The following is a 17655-nucleotide window of genomic DNA, read 5'->3' on the forward strand; positions in this document are numbered from 1 at the left end:
CTCTCCGCAGCTGACATCACCATGCCTCAGGCCACCCTGGTTTCAAGCATGGCGGCGCGCAAAATGCCTTCTTCGGAGATATGATCCCCTTCCAGCGCCGCCGCGATACCGCCGTTGCGCATCACCATCACGCGGTCGGCGACATGCACAAGTTCCGGCATGTCGCTGGAATGGAACAGGATCGCGTAGCCCTTGGCCGCGAGGTCGCGCATCAGCTGAAAGATCTCGCCCTTGGTGCCGACATCGACGCCGCGCGTCGGATCGTAGAGCAGGAGCACGCGTGCTTGCGTGAGCAGCATCTTGCCGAAGATCACCTTCTGCTGGTTGCCGCCCGACAAGGTGCCGGCAAGCTGCTCCGATGTGCCAGCCTTGATGCGCAGGAAATCGACCATCTCCTTGACCAGGGCGGCTTCCTTTTGCCGGCTCAGCAAGCCGTTTTCGGTAAAGCGCTTGATGACCGACAAGGTGAGGTTCTCGCGCACGCTCTTGGTCAGCAGCAGCCCCTGTCCGCGCCGATCCTCCGGCACCAGGGCGATGCCGTCCTTGCCGGTCAGCGCCTGGCGCGGATTGTTGATCAAGGTGGGCTTGCCCCACAGCTCTATGCTGCCGCTCGCCTTGCTGGCGCCGAACAGCGCCTGGAACAGTTCGCGCTGGCCGTGGCCCTGCAGGCCACCGACGCCGAGCACCTCGCCTTCACGCAGCGCGAAATCGACCTGGGAAAGCCGACTGCCGCTGGAGAAATTCTTGACCCTGAGCGCAATGCAATCGGTCGCGGTTGCCACGCGCTCGGGATAGAGACGGTCGAGATGCCGGCCTATCATCTGGGTGACGATCTCGTTGTCGGACACGGCATTGGCCTCGTGCGCGGCGACGGTGCTGCCATTGCGGAAAATGGTCAGCCGGTCGGCGATGGCGCGCACCTCGGCCATGCGGTGCGAGATGAAGATGACCAGCCTTCCCTCTGCCGCCAGTTGCCGGGTCAACTTCAGCAGCCATTCGGCTTCGCGCGCGGGCAGCGCCGAGGTCGCCTCGTCGAGGATCAGGATGCGCGGGTCCTTGGCCAGGCCCTTGGCGATCTCGACGATCTGCCGTTCGGCCAGCGTCAGCCGCCGCAACTCCTGATCGGGGCGCAGTGCCGGAAAATCATACTTCTCCAGCAGCGCCAGCGTCTTTCGGCGCATCTCGCCACGGTTGACGGTGCGCAACAGCGTCCTCGGCTCGTGGCGGAACCAGATGTTCTGTTCGACGCTGAGATCGGGGATCAACGAGAGTTCCTGGAAGACGGCGGCAATGCCCAACGCCTGGGCCGCATCCGGATTGGCGGGGCGATAATCCGTGCCGTCGACTAGGATCGACCCGCCATCATGTTTCACGGCACCTGACAGGATCTGGATGAAGGTGCTCTTGCCCGCGCCGTTCTCGCCAAGCAGCGCGTGCACCTCGCCGGCGCGGGCGCTGAATGTCGCCTCGCTCAGCGCGACGATGCCGCCATAGCGTTTGGACAGGCCTTTGACGGTGACGAGGTCCATGAATGCGCCTTCGAAAAGCTCTCCCGACATCCTGCGATGCCGGGAGACAGGGTCGTGGTCACGGATGTTACTTCGCCCCGGCGGCTTCCGCAGCGGTGATCTCGACCCAGTCGGGCGTGATCGGCAGCGTCAGGCCGGGCGCTTGATCCGGAAAGGCGTTTTCGCCGACCGCGATCTTGATCATCTTGGTGCCCGGATAAAGCTTGGACTCGAAGGGATCGGTGGTGACGAAGTCGCCCTTGACCGAGACGGATCGCTCTGCCGGCTTCTTGCCGGTGTCGAGAATGTCGACCGCCAGCTTGATCGCTTCCGAGGAGAGATAGGCCGGGTTGGAGCCAAGGATGCACTTGGCACCTTGCGTCTGGGCGCAAGTAACGGCGGCGACATTGTAGGAGAAGCCGACGACCGGGACGATCGGCCGCCCCGCATCCTTGATGGCCTGGATGGCGCCGGAGCCGTAGCCTTGCGTCATGATGCCGTCGATCTTTGGATTGGCGGCAAGCAGCGCCGCGACTCCCGACTGCTCCGGACCGAGCGCGTAATTGCCATTGTAGTAACCGACGACCTTGATGTCGGGGTATTTGGCCAGCACCTTTTCATAGCCACCCTGCAGCTGCGCCGAGATTGGTGCGCCGGCGAGGCCGCGATCGAGGATGATGTTGCCCTTGCCGCCCAGCTGCGTCGCCATCCACTCGGCCATGACTGAAGGGATGCGGTCCCAGTCGGAAGCCACTGCGAAAGCGCAGGGCTCGGTCACCACCTGGTCGAAGGAGATGACGACGATACCGGCGTCGCAGGCCTTCTTGATGGTCGGGTTCAAGGCCGAATCCGAACCGGCGTCGACGAGGATCGCGTCCGGCTTCTGGCGGATGATGTTGTTGAGCGAATTGATCTGCGCCTGGACGGTGTTCTCGACATTCTCGATCTTGAGGTCGACGCGGCCTTTCAGCGGACCCTTGTTGACCGATACGGTGGCGACACGCTCCATCTGCTGGCGCCAGTCATTGCCGACGAAATTGTTTGAGAGATAGATGGTGTAGGGCTTCTTGTCTTCGGCATGGCCGGCCTGCATGCCCACCGCCATCATGGCGGCTGCAAGCGCTGCGAGGCCGATGTTGCGGCTCAATGATTTCATGATTTTCTCCTCCCGTTTTTGTTCGAAACAGTGGCGCCAAATACGGCGCATTGCACGCGTCAGGTTCCCGAAGCCTCCTTGGGCGTAATCTCGACCCAGCTTGGCGACACCGGCAAGGAAAGGCCGGGCGCCAGGTCCGGGAATACGGTCTTGCCGAGTTCGATCTTCACCGCCGAGGAATTCGGGGCATATTTGGCATCGACCATATCCGTGGTCAGGCCGGGTGAGTTGAACAGCACTGTGGTGTCGGCCGGCTTCTTGCCGGTGTCGAGTATGTCGACCGCGAGCTTGATCGCCTCGGCCGACAACGACGGCGGATTGGCGCCCAGCCAGCATTTGGCGCCCTTGGTCTGCGCGCACGTCACGCCGGTGCCGTTGAAGGCGGCGGCGACGATCGGCACCAGTGGCCGGTCGGCGTTCTGCAGCGCCTTGATGGCGCCGGTGCCGTAGCCCTGCGAAAAGATGCCGTCGACTTCCGGATGGGCGGCAAGCAGGCTGGCGACGCCCTCCTGTTCGGGACCAGCGGCATAATTACCGTTGAAATAGCCGACGATCTCGATGCCGGGATATTTCTTCAGGACGGCGCCGAAATTCTTCTCGAACTGTTCGGAGATCGGCGCGCCGGCAAGGCCGCGATCCATCAGCACCTTGCCCTTGCCACCGAGGATGGAGGCCATCCATTCGGCCTGGTTGTTGGCCATGATGTCGAAATCCGAATGCATCTTGTAGGCGCATTCGGCCGACACGGTCTGGTCGAAACTGACGACGATGATGCCGGCGTCACAGGCCTTCTTGATGGTGGGATTGAGCGCTTCCGCCGACGACGCATCGATGAGGATCGCGGCCGGTTTCTGGCGGATGATGTTGTTCAGCGAATTGATCTGCGCCTGGACTGTGCCTTCGGCATTTTCGATCTTGAGATCGACGCGGCCTTTCAGCGGACCCTTGTTGACCGCCACATTGGCGACGCGTTCCATCTGCTGGCGCCAGTCATTGCCGACAAAATTGTTCGAGAGATAGATGGTGTAAGGCTTCTTCTCTTCGGTATGGCCAGGCATCGCACCCATCGAGACTGCGAACCCGGCAAGCGCCACGAAGCCGGCGCACAAGCTCCTTAATTTCATGGTCTTCCTCCCTAGTGTTTCCTGCCCAGCCGGTGATGGACTGCGCCATCTTGATCGGATGAAGACGGCAAATTGATACCGGTACCAATTACGAATGTCAATTTGACCAGACTTCCCCCAGGCTACGTCCGCGAGCCGAATTCGCCGGAGTTCCTCCCTTGCGACTTCTCCCATGGCCAGCACTTCAGTCTAGCTATCATGCTATTATAATTTTATGAGCCTGTCTATGCGACGTCGGCAGAAAATACCGCCTCCGACACGCTTCAGGACAGGTCGTTGGGCGCGTCATAGGTGATGCTGAAGATGTCGGCGGGGTGGCGGGCAACGGAGAATTCGATGCTGCGCTGGTCCGCCGACTGGTAGAGCATTTCCACGGTCAGCACCGGGCTGCCGAGCGTGATGCCAAGGTCGGCAGCAACGGCCTCGTCGGCGATTTCGGCACGCACCGTGACATGCGCCACATCGAGCCGCAGGCCGAGATGTTTTTGCACCGAACGGAAAATCAGCACGTCCGAAAAATCTTCCCGCTTCAGCCGGGCGCCGATGTCGGGCGGGAAATAGGTGGTGATCTGCGCCTTGCGCTGTTCGCCGATCGACAGCACGCTGCGCAAACAATAGCCCGCCTCGTCCTTGCCCATGCCGAAATGGCGCTGCAGCACGGGCGAAACCTCCTTGCGGTAGGATTTCACTGTCAGCATGGCGTCCTTGGTGAAGGCCGCCATGTCGGCGAAATTCTTGAACTTCCAGCTCAGATTGACCGACGGACTGCGTGCCGCGACTACGGCCGGCTTGGCCGAGCGTTTCCGGATCAGGCCGTCGGCCTCGAGATCGCGCAGCGCCTGGCGCACGGTGATCAGACTCACACCAAAATGCTCGGCAATGGTCGCTTCCTTCGGCAGCTCGCCGCCGACCGGGAAAGTGCCGTTGCCGATCGGTTCGCGCAAAATGTCGGCCAGCTGGCGATAGAGCGGGCCATTGGTGCGGCCGAGCGTGCGCCTGGGAAGACTGTCGATGGTGGGATGGTCCATGTGCCTCGCCGTGCCTCTTGTCGAAGCTTTTATAATAGCTTCCTTCGCCTGAGGCTAGGCAAGGCCGACGGCTATCAACCGTCTCAGACGAAGAGCCGAAGCGGGTGTTCGATCGCCGATTTCAGGGTCGCCAGCCAAGCGGAAGCGGTGGCCTCATCAACGCTTGCCGCATCCACCGTCAGCAGGCATTCGGCATGGTCACCCGCCATGTTGGGCGAGACGGTGAGGCGCATGGCGCGGCCGGGCAAGAGTGGCATCATCACTGGCCGGATGTCGCTTGTGGGCAGTATCCGCAGGGACAGAGCCGCCGGCTTCTCCGTTTCGTCACGGCCGTCGCTCAAAGTCGCAAGCCGCATTGCGCGCAGCGATGTCAGGGACATCTCTAGACTTGTGGCGAACACCGCTTGCCGGCCCGTCGATTCCAGCGCCACGGACGCTTCGGCACCGCTGGCGATCCCACAATTTTCGGCGAATGCCCGACCTGCCGCTCGCAGCAGGATATCCTCGATATCGAAGGTTTTCCCGGCCCCCTCCAGCGCCGCCAGCAACTCTTGCAATGCATTCAGGGCAACGGACGTGGCACAGGCTGCGACCCGCGACGCAGCGAGAGATGGCGCGGCGACAGGGGCGACGGTATCAGGCGAGGTCAAGGGGGCGGCAATCGGAACGAAGCCAAGCACATCAGTCGCCAGAGCGGCAACGCGCGCTCGCGTGCCAGGCGACGCGCATAGGGCGAGGCTGCGAGCCGCCGTGTCGGTGACGCCGCCATGTTCATTTCAGATACTCTGAGTTGACGCAGTTGGTGAGCCGACCCTCGGCGAGATAGGCGTGCACGACCTCGATCGATTTCAGCCGGAGGTCGCGCATCGATGCCGGGCTATAGAAGGCGGCGTGGGGCGTGACGATCAGGCGATTGGCAATCCACGACTCGTCGCGGCGCCATGCCGCCAGCAGCGGATGATCGAGATCGCCCGGTTCGTTCGGCAGCACGTCGAGCCCGGCGCCACCGACAGTGCCGCTGCGCATGGAAACCTCCAGCGCGTCGAGATCGACGATTGGGCCACGCGCGGTGTTGATCAGCACCAAGCCAGGCTTGGCGGCGGCGAAAGCAGCAGCGCCAAGCAAATTGCGGGTTTCCTCGCTCAGCGGCGTGTGGACGCTCACGACGTCCGCCCGCCCCATCAACTCGTCAAGCGAATGAACGCGCTCATAGCCGGTCGACAGGTCGACGCCGGACAGAAGATGCGGGTCGTAGAACACCACCTTCATGTCGAAGGCGGCGGCACGGCGTGCGGTGGCGAGCCCGATGCGGCCAAGCCCGACAATGCCGAAGGTGGCGCCCTTGTGCCGGCGCACCAGCGGCGCCTTGGAGAAATGCCAGCCTTCGGCGCCGTGGCCGGAGAGCTCGGCCCCATAAGCCGACGTCCCACGCGTCAGCGCCAGCATAAGGCCGATGGCGTGGTCGGCGACCTCGGTCGTGCCATAGTCCGGCACGTTGCAGGCCGGAATCTTGCGCGCGCCCCAGCCTGCTGTGTCGATGTTGTCGAAGCCAACACCCGAACGCACGGCGATACGCGCCTTTGGAAAGGCCGACGGAGCGGCAGCGACATTGTGGGTCGGCGAATAGTTGATGACGGCATCGACCGTTTCGCAGATCGCCGGATCGAGTGCTGCCGCTTTGTCGTTGGTCGATCCGGCGAGGATGAACTCGATATCGGCATAATGCTCGCGTTCGAGTTCGGCCTCGTCGGCGGCTTGCCAGTTGGCGCACAGGATCTTCATGCCAGCCCTTCGGATTTCATAATCTGGTGGTGGTTACTTCTTGATGCCGCCGATCCGCCCGCCCATCGGCACCACGGCGCCGACCGGCTGATCGATCGCGACAAGCGTGCCGGTGATGGGCGCTTCGATCTCGACCACGGCCTTGTCGGTCTCGATTTCGGCGATCAGTTCGCCCTCCTTGACCGGTTCGCCAACCGCCTTCAGCCATTTGATGACGGTGCCTTCGCTGACGGTGAGATCGCCGAACGGCATTGTTATCGCCTCGTCGTCGCTGGAAACGGCGGCAACGACTGATGCGGTGGGCTGTGGTTTGACCGGCGCAGGCGCAGGGTTAGCCGGCACAGCACTTTTCAGACCGACCGTGTACCAGTGATCCGGCACTGGCGGCTGGCCCGCAATGACGTCGCGCACGCCTTGCGCAATGCGGGCGCTGTCGACCAGCATGGCGCGCTCCAGCACCGGGGCGAAGGGATGCGAGGTCGGCGCGGTGTGCAGCCTTCCCGGCGGTGCGTCGAGTTCGTCGAAGGCGAGCTCATTGATGGCCTGGGCGATCTCGCCGCCAAGGCCGCACATCGCCCAGGCCTCGTCGACGATGAGCAGGCGATGAGTCTTGCGCACGCTGGCGACAATCGTCTGGATGTCCAGTGGCATGATGGTGCGCGGGTCGATGACCTCGACCTCGATGCCTTCGGCGGCCAGGACTTCGGCCGCTTCAAGCGTGCGCTGCACCATCTGGCCGGCGGCGACGATGGTGATGTCGGTGCCAGCCCGCGCAATGCGCGCGACGCCGAACGGCACATAATGTTCACCAACCGGAACCTCGCCCTTGGAGGCGAACAGCGCTTTGGGTTCCAGCATAATGACGGGATCGCCGGCCCTGAGCGCGGTCTTCATCAAGCCCTTGGCATCCGCCGGGGTCGATGGCACGCAAACGATGAGGCCAGGCATATGGGCGAAGACCGGATGATAGATGCCGCTGTGGTGCGGGCCGGAACTGCGCAGCGCACCGGCGCCAACACGCACCACCATCGGCGCGCTCATCCGGCCGCTGGTCATGTAGCGCAGCTTGGCCGCCTGTAAAAAGATCTGGCCGGCGGTTTCGAAAGCGAAGTCGGCGAACATCAGGTCGGCGACGGTGCGGGCGCCGGTGGCCGAGGCGCCGACGGCGGCGGCGGTAAAGCCCTGTTCGGAGATCGGCGTGTCGACCACGCGCTCGGCGCCGAATTCCTGCCACAGGTTTTTGGTGTGAGCAAAACTGCCGCCGCGTTCGCCGGTGCCTTCGCCGAAATAAAGGATCGCCGGGTTGGCGCGCATTTCCTCGGCGATGCCGTCGCGTACCGCTTCGAGCCAGCCTTGTGTGCGCGTCTCGCCGACGGCGCGCGGCTGCAGGGCTGCAGGCGGATTGATAGGGTCGGCAAAGACATGCAGGCGCACAGTGGCCGGATCTGGTTCCGGCGAGTTGCGGGCGAAGGTCAGCGCTGCCTCGACCACTTTCTCGATCCGCGCCTCTATTGCCGCGAGCGCTTCAGCATCGGCAATGCCGTAGTCCTCGACCAGCTTCTTGCGGAACATGTCGATCGGATCGCGCTTGATCCAGGTGTCGAGTTCTTCCTGCGTGCGGTAAGTGCCGATGACCGGATCGCCTTCGTGGTGGCCGACGGTGCGATAGGTCTTGGCCTCGATCAGCGTCGGACCCTTACCGGAACGGGCGCGCTCTGTCGCCTCTTTCATGGCCAGCCAGACGGCGAAGACATCATTGCCGTCCACCGCCACACCAGGCATGCCATAGGAGGCGGCCTTGGTCGCGATCTCGGGATTGAGCGTGATCGACTTGAGCGGCGTGGCGGTGGCGTAGAGGTTGTTCTCGCAGATAAAGACCGCCGGCGCCCGCTGCACGGCGGCGAAGTTGAGTGCCTCGTGGAAGCCGCCATGGTTGGCGGCGCCATCGCCGAAGAAGGTGACGCCGATATCGTCACGGCCCTGCTGACGCGCGCTCATGCCGATGCCGACGGCATGGCCGATGCCGGCGGCGACGATGCCGTTGGTGCCGAACAGGCCGACCGAGCGATCATAGAGATGCATGGTGCCGCCACGGCCGCCGCAAATGCCGTCGGCCTTGCCGAACAGCTCAGCCATCACCCGGCCGGGGTTGGCGCCCTTGGCTAAAGCGTGACCATGGCCGCGATGGGTCGAGGTGACCCAATCGGTTGGCCTGAGATGCGCGCAGACGCCGACCCCTGTCGCCTCCTCGCCGATATAGAGATGCAGGAAGCCGGGGGTTTCGCCTTTGCGGCAGGCGATCTGGGCGATGCTTTCGAAGCGGCGCAACAGCACCATGCGTTCGAACAGGTCGAGCAGAACCTGCCTGTCAGGCAGGTTTGGAGCGCCCTTGAAATCGTCGCGCGCCCGCGCTGCTGAAATTGCCACCGAGGCCTCCCTGAATCCATCTGGTGCCGGGCGACAGGTGCCGGCGGCGAGCTTGTTGGCCGCTCGCTTCGGCTCATCATAGATTATAATAGCATAATGTCTACTGGCTCTGAATGGAGCCCTTCACGCGCTAGATTTTCGTAATCCGCACGGTGGCGTCGGGCCGCTGGAACAGCTCCGGCCGCAGGCTGAGACCGAGCCCCGGCCCCTCGAGCGGCGCGACATGACCGTCCTTGACCGGCGGAATGTCGGCGACGATCTCGGTGTACCAGCCGGTGAAATAGGCGCGCACGGCCTCCTGGTAGTTGACGTTCGGCAAGGTCGCCGACAATGCGCAGCTGGCGGCATAGACGATCGGCCCGGTGCAATCATGCAAGGTGACCGGCAGTTCACTGGCCTCGGCCATGTTGGCAATCTTGCGTGCCTCGGAGAGCCCGCCGCACCAGGCGAGGTCGATCATGATGACACTAGCCGCGCGCTTGTCGATCAACTGCTTGAACATCTGCCGCGAGGCCAGCCGCTCACTGGCGGCGATCGGTATCGCGGCGTGACGGGCGACTTCGGCCATCGCGTCGAGTTCATTGTAGCGGATAGGCTCTTCCAGCCAGGCGACGTCATATGGCTTCAACGCCTCGGCGATGCGCAGCGCCGGCGGCAAGGTCCACAGGCCATGCAGCTCGACCATGATTTCCATGTCGCGGCCGACGGCGTCGCGGATTTTCTGGAACGGCTCCAGTGCCTTGTCGAGATCGGCAAGCGAAAGGCGGGTGCCGTTCGACGCTTCGGCGGCGATGTCGAACGGCCAGATCTTCATCGCGCCGATGCCTTCGGATTTGAGGCTTCTGGCGAGATCACCCGCATTGTAGCGCCAGGCGAGCAGGTCCTCGTAAGGGCCTTCGTTCGAATCACCAGCCTTGAGCGACCAGTCCTCGCCGCGCTCGAACAGGGCGTTTTTCTTCGTCGCGCGCACATGTTTGTAGCCGGCGCAGGTGTTGTAGATCGGCACGCTCTTGTGTGTGCGCCCGCCAAGCAGCCGCCAGACCGGCTCGCCGAGCGCCTGACCATAGATGTCCCACAGCGCGATGTTGACGGCAGAATTGCCGCGCACCTCGGCGCCGGAATCGCGTGCGCCGACATAGACGCTGCCGAGTGTGCGGTCGTGCAGCTCGATGTCGCGCGGATCCTTGCCCAGGAGATAGGACGCGACATTGTCGTGGATGTAGGCGGCGACCGGCCCGGGCGCCCAGAACGTCTCGCCCGTGCCGATGAGGCCGGCATCGGTGTGGACGCGCAGCCAGAAGAGGAACGGGAATTCCGCAAGCTGCAGCGTTTCGAGCGCGACGACTTTCATCTTTTCCTCCCGGCTGCGACGGACCCCGTGGCCCAGCGGACAATAGCACATCCTCGTTGACAGCCATTTATGGTACCGGTATCAAATGCGTCAAGATGGTCACCGGGGAGGGTGCTCGCTTGCCTGCCGAAAATCAAAACACGAAGTCCAGGAGAGCCTTGGTCACCGGTGCTGCGGGCGGCCTCGGCCGCGAGGTGGCGATCCAACTGGCCCGGCGCGGCTGTAGCGTCGCTATCACCGACATTAATGGCGACGGGCTTGCCGAAACCGCTCAACAGGTAAGAGAAACCGGCGCGGAAGCCGAGACCATCCTTGGCGATTTCACCTTGGAGGGCGCGCCGGAAGCGGCAGTGGAAAAAGTGGTCGCGCGCTGGGGCGGTATCGACATCCTCGTCAACAATGCCGGCTATGGCGTGATCGAACCGTTCCTTGACGCCACCTACAAGGCATGGACCCGCACACTGGCGCTCAATGTCACCGCGCTTGCCATGGCCAGCAAGGCGGCGGGCCGGGTGATGCGCGAGCAGCGTTCGGGACGCATCATCAACATCACTTCGCCCGGATCGCGCATGGCGCTGCCGGACTACACCGCCTACACGGCGAGCAAGGCCGGCGTCGATTCCATCACCCGCGCCGCTGCCGTGGCTTTGGCGCCCTATGGCGTGCTGGTCAACAGCCTGGCGCCGGGCATGATGGACACCGAGATGCAGCGCTCGACCGAAGCCGACCTCGCCCGCGCCAATGGCCGCAACGATTTGCAAGCCTTTCTCGACGAGCGCACGCGACGGATCCCGATTGGCCGCCGCGCCGAGATCGCGGAGGTCGCGGAGGCCGTCGTCTGGCTCTGCCTCGATTCGCCAAAATACATGACCGCCGAGCGCCTCAACATGTCGGGCGGGCTCGACAAGGACTGATCCCATGCTGCGAAACTCCCCTCCCGGCACCGCCGACATCGGCGCGCTCGAACGCAAGGCAACGCAGTTGCGGCGCCACATGCTGACCATGGCGCGCGGCCAGGGCCAGGGCTATATCGGCCAGGGCCTCGGCATCGCCGACACGCTTGCCGCGCTCTATTTCCACGAACTGCGCTACGACCCGCACAATCTGGCGTGGCCAGACCGCGACCGTTTCCTGCTCTCGACCGGGCACTATTCGATCGCGCTGTGGGCAGCGCTCGCCGAAGCCGGCATCCTTCCCGTCGAAGAGCTCGTCACCTATGGCGCCGACAACAGCCGGCTGGAAATGTCGACGCTCGACACCACGCCCGGCGTCGAAATGATCGGCGGCTCGCTCGGCCATGGGCTGGGGCAAGGTGTCGGCCAGGCGCTGGGCTTGCGCGTTGACAAATCCGACGCACGCGTCTTCGTCGAGCTTTCCGACGGCGAGATGCAGGAAGGCTCGACCTGGGAAGCGGCGATGTCGGCCAGCCATTTCAAACTCGACGGGCTGGTGGCGCTGATCGATTGCAACGGCATCCAGGCCGACGGCCCTGTCGTGCTCGACATGGAACCTGTTTCCGACAAATGGCGTGCCTTCGGCTGGCAGACATCGGAGATCGACGGCAATGACATGACCGCGATCGTCGGCGCGCTGGCGGCCGCAAGGAACCGCAACGGCAAGCCGAAGGCGATCGTGCTGCGCACGCTGCCCGGCAAGGGCGTGCCGCGCATCGAGACCTCCGAGAAGTCGCACTTCTTCCGTATCGATGTGGCGCTATGGGACGGCATCATTGCCGAGTTCGAGAAGACCGTGGGAGCAGCCCAATGAGCAGCTTGGCGACGGAGGCCGGCCGCACGCTGGCCATGGGCCAGGACGAAGCGGTCGGCGGCGGTCGGCAAAGTGTCGAGGCGCCCTTCGGCAAGTCGCTGGCGCGGCTTGGCCAGAGCCGCCCCGACATTGTAGGGCTGACCGCCGATCTCGGCAAATACACCGACATATTGCCGTTCCGCGATGCCTTTCCAGACCGCTTCTTCAATGTCGGCATGGCCGAGCAGAATCTGGTCGCGGTTGCCGCCGGGATGGCGCGCACCGGCAAGATGCCATTCGCCACCACCTATGGCGTGTTCGCGACGCGGCGCGCCTATGACTTCGTCGCCATCGCACTCGCCCACTCCAACCTCAACGTCAAGATCGTCGCCGGCCTCCCGGGTCTGACGACCGGCTATGGCGGCACGCACCAGGCGATCGAAGATCTGGCGCTGATGCGCATGATCCCCGGCCTGACCATCATCGACCCCTGTGACGCCACCGAGATCGAGGCGGCAACCGAAGCGATCGCGGAGCATCGGGGGCCGGTGTATATGCGCCTCTTGCGCGGCAGCGTGCCTGTCGTGTTCGAACCCGGCTATCGCTTCGAGATCGGCAAGGCGCGTCGGCTCCGCGAGGGTTCGGATATCGGCATCATCTCTACCGGGTTCATGACCGAGCGAGCACTGGATTCGGCGGATGCCTTGCGCAAACAAGGCATCTCCACTGGCGTGCTGCATGTGCCGACGATCAAGCCGTTCGATGCCAAGGCGGTGGCCGAATTTGCCAACTCAGTTGGCCGTATCGTCACGGCGGAAAACCATGTCGTGGTGGGTGGTTTGGCGAGCCTGGTCGTCGAGGCCTTGTTCGATGCCGGCATCGCGAAGACAGTGACACGCATCGGCCTCCCCGACCACTATATCGAATGCGGCGCGGTGCCGACCTTGCAGGCGAAATACGGCCTGACCACCGAGGCCGTCATCGCGACGATCGTTGCGCTGAGTTAGGGTTCCGCATGAAGATCACCGAGATCGAGACCTTTGCCGTCGGCGCCGGCTGGAAGAACTGGCTGTTCGTCAAGGTCCATACCGACAGCGGCATCCACGGCATCGGCGAAGGCACGCTGAACGGCTTCATCAGGACCACGGAAGCCGGCGTGCATGAGCTCAAGCACCTCGCCATCGGCCAGGATCCGCGCCGCATCAATGCGCTGGCCAAGCGCATGCTGGACAGCGTCTCACTCGATGGCGGCCACATCCACCGCACGGTCATCGCGGCCATCGAGGTCGCCTGCTGGGACATTCTGGGCAAAAGCCTCGGCGTGCCGATCCATCAGTTGCTGGGTGGTAAGGTGCGCGACAGCGTGCTCGGCTACGCCAATGGCTGGTACCGCACCGAGCGCACGCCGGAAGCCTTTCTGGAGGCCGCGAAGGTTGTGATGGCCAAAGGTTTCAAGGCGTTCAAGCTCGACCCGTTCGGCACCGCCCAAGGTTTTATCTCGCGCGAGGAACTGGACCTGTCCTACGCGATCTGCCGAAAGTTGCGTGACGACCTGCCCGGGGACACGCTGATCCTGATCGACGTGCACGCCCGTTTCACCGAGATCGCAGCGCTGCAGGCGGCGCAGAAATTCGCCGACCTCGACATCTACTGGTGGGAGGAGCCGACCTCGCGCGACCGGCAGGAGACCGTGCACGAGGTGGCGCATCGCTCGCCTATCCCGGTGGCGACCGGCGAGATGTACGACACGGTCGGCCAGTTCTACTCGTTGGCCGCCGGCGGCGGCGTCAACATCTTCCAGCCCGAGCCGATGTCGCTCGGCGGCATTGCGCCGTCGATGCAGGTGGCCAATCTGGCGTTTGCCCATGGCAGCCACATCGCACCGCACCAGAGTGGTGGACCGGTGGCGACGGCGGTCTGCCTGCAGCTTGCAGCGGCGGTGCCGAACTTCCTCATCCAAGAGCATTTCGACGCCTTCAACGACCCATGGACACGTGATCTCGTCACCTGGCATCCGACGGTCAATCCGGACAACGGTCATCTGTCACTGCCGGACGCGCCCGGGCTCGGCATCGATCTCAACATCGATGCGATTAGGGATCATCCCTACGATCCCAACGCCTATCTCAACGTCCACGCCGAAGGATGGGAGAAGCGACTTGGGCGGCGGGAGCAGAAGCCCTGATCACGCACTCTCCCGGTCGACGATTTCGAAGCCGAGGCTGGTGATGGTCGGCACCTTGGTGTCGCCGCCGAGCCTTGCCAGCAATTGCCGCACCGCGCGCCGACCCATTTCATAGCGATTGACCTTGACCGTGGTCAGCGGCGGATAGAGCTGTGCGGCGAGGTCGATGTCGCCATAGCCGGCAATCGCGATCCTGCCCGGCACTGCCCAGCGTCGGCGGTGGCATTCCTGCACGGCGCCGACGGCCAGCGTGTCGCTGGAAAAGAAGATGGCGTCGATATCCTTGTGCCTCGAGGTCAGCGTCACCAGCGCCTCGGCGCCACCTTGCGCGGTGATCGGCACCTCGACCTCCATGTCGGCATGGTTCTTGATGCCGAGTTCGGTGAGGGCCGCGTGATAGCCGGTGCGCCGCTGCTGCAAGCGGTCATTGCCGTGGATCGGCGTCGAGACGAAGCCGATGCGCTTGTAGCCCTTGGCGGCCAGATGCATGGTCATGGCATAGGCGGTCTCGAAGTTGGAGACGCCGACTACCATGTCGATCGGCTTGCGGCCCTTGATTTCGGATATTTCGACCACCGGCGCGCCGCTGTTCTTCAAAAGCGCTCGCGCCGTCTCGCTTTGCACGAAGCTCTGCAGGATCATGCCGACCGGACGCCAGCCGAGCAGGTTGCGGATGGCTTTCTCCTCGGCTTCCTGCGTGAACTCGCCCTGCACCAGCAGCATCGAATAGCCGCTCTCATGGCATTCGTCGGACATGCCTTGCACCTGTTCGGCGATGCCCGAATTGATCAGCGGCGGCACCACCGTGCCGATCATGCGGCCATTGCCGCGCATGCTGGAAGCCAGCCGATTGGGCACGAAACCGGCCTGCTCGATGGCCTCGAGCACCTTGGCCCGTGTCTCCGGCGAGACCATGTCGGGATTGGACAGCGCGCGCGACACCGTCATCGGCGCCACGCCGACGCGCTTGGCGATCTCGCGGACGCCAAGGCGTTGCGGCTTCTTCTCGCCCGCCGGCGGCTTGTCGGTCATCACCCTGCTCCGAGAGAACGCGATCCGGCAAAGCAATGTTCTGCAGACCGTGTCGTAAGCGCCATTCATAGCGGTTGCGGCCGAGGCTTTCCAGCTACGTGCCCCGGCTATGCACCGCCGGGAAATTTCCTCGTTGACAAGTTATAATATTATAATCTTAATGGTTGCGAGGAGCGTGCCAGGGTTGGCGCGGGTGCATGTGCCGGCCGCAAGAGCTGGCAACAGGCGCCGTCAGGGAGGTCAGGATGAACAGCGCGGCCGAGGTGAGCTCGCCGCCGCGGGACGCGCAATCGTTCCGACGGCGATTGATCGGCTTCATCGCCGTTGGCGAAGTCGGCGTGCTGGCAGCGATGGCCTTGCTGGTCGCCTTCTTCTGGCTGCTTGAGCCGGCCTTCCTGTCGGAGCGCAACATCCGCGCCATTCTCAACGTCGTGTCGTTTGTCGGCATCATCGCCATTGGCCAGACCATCCTGCTAGTCGCCGGCGAGTTCGACCTGTCGGTTGGCTCGGTCGCCGGCCTGTCCGCCGTGGTCGCCGGCAAGCTGATGACGGCGGCGGCCTTGCCGGTGACAGCAGCCATTCTCGGCGGCATCGGCGTCGGCGCCCTGATCGGTCTCCTCAACGGGCTGATCGTCGTCCGGCTCGGCATTCCTGCGTTTATCCAGACGCTCGGCATGCTGTTCATCGGCCAAGGGCTGATCCAGGTGGTGACGGGTGGCTATCCGGTCTACCCACTGCCGGATGCGATCAATGATATTGGCGGCACCGATCTCGTCTTCGGTCTCGGTTGGAGCTTTGCCTTCTTCATCATCGCCGCCATCATTGCCGACTTCGTGCTGCGGCGCACAGTGCTTGGGCGCAACATGTATGCCACCGGCGGCAACAAGGAGGTGGCGCACCTCGTCGGCATCAACACCAATGCCTACAAGATCGGCGCCTTCATCACCGTCGGCGCGCTGTCGGCGATCGCCGGCATGTTCGTCATGGCCGACCTCGGCAGCGGCGGCACCTCGATCGGCAGCGGCTGGGAACTGACCGTCATCGCCGGTGTCGTTGTCGGCGGTGTCAGCCTGTTCGGCGGCGCCGGCACGGTGGCCGGCGGCGTCGTCGGCATCCTTTTGCTGAAAATCGTGCAGAGCGGCCTCGTCGTCATCGGCGTCAACTCCAACTGGCAGCAGATCGCGGTCGGCGTGATCATGGTGATGGCCGTCGGCCTCGACATCGTGCGCCGCCGCTACTTCATCGCCGGGGCCTGAGACTCGCGAGAGAACAGTGATATTGCGCCGGCAAAAAGCCGGCGAACCAAGGGAGGTAAGGCATGAAAATCCATTTGAAAACGCGGCTGATCCGCTCCGCGTTGGCGGCGGCGGTGGTTGCAACATCGCTGGGCTCGGTTGGTCTTGCCAAGGCCGCCGACATTCACCTGCTCTGGGTGCAGGCCATGAAAGATCATCCCGTGCACCGGCTGATGCAGGCTGGCTTCCTCAACAAATGCAAGGAGCTTGGCTACACCTGCGAAGTCGTCGGCGACCCGAGTGCGACCAACTGGGATATTCCGGCGACGTTGCCCTTGGCTGAGGCCGCCCTTGCCCGCACCAAATATGACGCCATCGGTGTCTATGGGGTCGATCCAGCGATCTTTTCCTACATCACCAAGCTGGCTAAGGAAGGCTTCCCGATCGTTACCTGGCATGTCCTGCCGCCGGAAGGCACCGTCAAGGGCTTGAAGGCGGCGACGGGCGAAAACATTGCCGAAGTCGGCGCCAATGCCGCGATCGCCATCGGAGACAAACTGGGCGGCAAGGGCACGGTAGCGCTGACGCAGGGCGCCTCCAACGACACCGAGAACGCCATGTCGGACGCTTTCCGCAAGACCATCGCGGCGAAGTACCCCGGCATCAAGGTGCTCGACACGCAGATGGAGGGTTTTGAGCCTTCGGCGGCGGAAGCCAAGGCGGTGGCCATCCTGCAGGGCAATCCTGACGTGACCGCCGCCTTCGGCACGACCGGCAACAGTATCCAGACCTGGTCGGGTGCGGCGCGCAAGGCCGGACGCGACGTCGTCATCATCGGCATGGATTACATCAGGCAGAACCTCGATCTGGTGAAGTCCGGCGCCGCCTACGGCATCGTTGCGCAGCCGCTCTATGAAGAGAGCGCCAAGGTTGCCGAACTGCTGGGTGATCTCGCCCAGGGCAAGACCGTGCCCTACAGCAATCCGTTGCCGGCCAAGGTGATAACCGCCGCCGATCTTGCGCCCTACTACAAGATGCTCGACGGCGCCGGACAGTAACGACCGCACTGCCGGGTCCGCGT

Annotated in this window: 15 protein-coding genes; 6 read left to right on the forward strand and 9 right to left on the reverse strand. The window is 63.7% G+C overall.

Annotation, left to right across the window (positions count from 1 at the left end):
* Positions 1 to 26: 26 nt before the first annotated feature.
* The 8 genes from A3A9_RS0130115 to A3A9_RS0130150 form a co-directional block, all read right to left on the reverse strand.
* Positions 27 to 1529 carry a sugar ABC transporter ATP-binding protein gene (locus A3A9_RS0130115; protein ID WP_027061960.1) on the reverse strand — a complete coding sequence of 501 codons (1503 nt, stop codon included), beginning with the start codon at positions 1527 to 1529 and terminating at the stop codon, positions 27 to 29.
* Between the two features lie 67 nt (positions 1530 to 1596).
* A complete protein-coding gene (locus A3A9_RS0130120; RefSeq protein WP_027061961.1) occupies positions 1597 to 2664 on the reverse strand; it encodes a substrate-binding domain-containing protein in 1068 nt (355 codons plus the stop codon).
* Between the two features lie 59 nt (positions 2665 to 2723).
* Complete coding sequence (locus A3A9_RS0130125; RefSeq protein WP_027061962.1) at positions 2724 to 3788, reverse strand: substrate-binding domain-containing protein; 1065 nt, start codon at positions 3786 to 3788, stop codon at positions 2724 to 2726.
* Positions 3789 to 4051: 263 nt separating this feature from the next.
* Complete coding sequence (locus A3A9_RS0130130) at positions 4052 to 4816, reverse strand: GntR family transcriptional regulator (protein ID WP_027061963.1); 765 nt, start codon at positions 4814 to 4816, stop codon at positions 4052 to 4054.
* Positions 4817 to 4899: 83 nt separating this feature from the next.
* Positions 4900 to 5364 (reverse strand): hypothetical protein, encoded by a 465-nt coding sequence (locus A3A9_RS41385; RefSeq protein ID WP_245279153.1) that lies wholly within the window; start codon positions 5362 to 5364, stop codon positions 4900 to 4902.
* A gap of 223 nt (positions 5365 to 5587) precedes the next feature.
* Entirely contained in the window at positions 5588 to 6598 is a 1011-nt protein-coding gene (locus A3A9_RS0130140) for a C-terminal binding protein (protein ID WP_027061964.1), read from the reverse strand.
* Between the two features lie 33 nt (positions 6599 to 6631).
* Positions 6632 to 9025 carry a thiamine pyrophosphate-dependent enzyme gene (locus A3A9_RS39730; RefSeq protein ID WP_027061965.1) on the reverse strand — a complete coding sequence of 798 codons (2394 nt, stop codon included), beginning with the start codon at positions 9023 to 9025 and terminating at the stop codon, positions 6632 to 6634.
* Positions 9026 to 9155: 130 nt separating this feature from the next.
* Positions 9156 to 10376, reverse strand: coding sequence for a mandelate racemase/muconate lactonizing enzyme family protein (locus A3A9_RS0130150; RefSeq protein ID WP_027061966.1), 1221 nt, complete (start codon positions 10374 to 10376; stop codon positions 9156 to 9158).
* A 158-nt stretch (positions 10377 to 10534) separates the two neighbouring features.
* Here A3A9_RS0130150 and A3A9_RS0130155 point away from each other — a divergent pair, with 158 nt between their 5' ends.
* The 4 genes from A3A9_RS0130155 to A3A9_RS0130170 are packed head-to-tail and all read left to right on the forward strand — an operon-like array spanning position 10535 to position 14307.
* Complete coding sequence (locus A3A9_RS0130155; RefSeq protein ID WP_245279154.1) at positions 10535 to 11290, forward strand: SDR family NAD(P)-dependent oxidoreductase; 756 nt, start codon at positions 10535 to 10537, stop codon at positions 11288 to 11290.
* A 4-nt stretch (positions 11291 to 11294) separates the two neighbouring features.
* Positions 11295 to 12143, forward strand: coding sequence for a transketolase (locus A3A9_RS0130160; protein ID WP_027061968.1), 849 nt, complete (start codon positions 11295 to 11297; stop codon positions 12141 to 12143).
* Positions 12140 to 13129 (forward strand): transketolase family protein, encoded by a 990-nt coding sequence (locus tag A3A9_RS0130165; RefSeq protein WP_027061969.1) that lies wholly within the window; start codon positions 12140 to 12142, stop codon positions 13127 to 13129. The genes A3A9_RS0130160 and A3A9_RS0130165 overlap by 4 nt, the downstream gene beginning before the upstream one ends.
* Positions 13130 to 13137: 8 nt before the next feature.
* A complete protein-coding gene (locus A3A9_RS0130170) occupies positions 13138 to 14307 on the forward strand; it encodes a mandelate racemase/muconate lactonizing enzyme family protein (protein WP_027061970.1) in 1170 nt (389 codons plus the stop codon).
* Here the strand turns inward: A3A9_RS0130170 and A3A9_RS0130175 are convergent, their stop codons facing one another.
* Positions 14308 to 15339, reverse strand: coding sequence for a substrate-binding domain-containing protein (locus A3A9_RS0130175; RefSeq protein WP_027061971.1), 1032 nt, complete (start codon positions 15337 to 15339; stop codon positions 14308 to 14310).
* 245 nt (positions 15340 to 15584) lie between these two features.
* Here A3A9_RS0130175 and A3A9_RS0130180 point away from each other — a divergent pair, with 245 nt between their 5' ends.
* Complete coding sequence (locus tag A3A9_RS0130180; RefSeq protein WP_033838881.1) at positions 15585 to 16595, forward strand: ABC transporter permease; 1011 nt, start codon at positions 15585 to 15587, stop codon at positions 16593 to 16595.
* Between the two features lie 62 nt (positions 16596 to 16657).
* Positions 16658 to 17632: a sugar ABC transporter substrate-binding protein gene (locus A3A9_RS0130185; RefSeq protein WP_027061973.1), complete on the forward strand. Its 975-nt coding sequence runs from the start codon at positions 16658 to 16660 to the stop codon at positions 17630 to 17632.
* The last annotated feature ends 23 nt before the right edge of the window (positions 17633 to 17655 follow it).

This window comes from Mesorhizobium loti CJ3sym (assembly GCF_000472785.1).
Classification (GTDB): Bacteria; Pseudomonadota; Alphaproteobacteria; order Rhizobiales; family Rhizobiaceae; genus Mesorhizobium; species Mesorhizobium loti_E.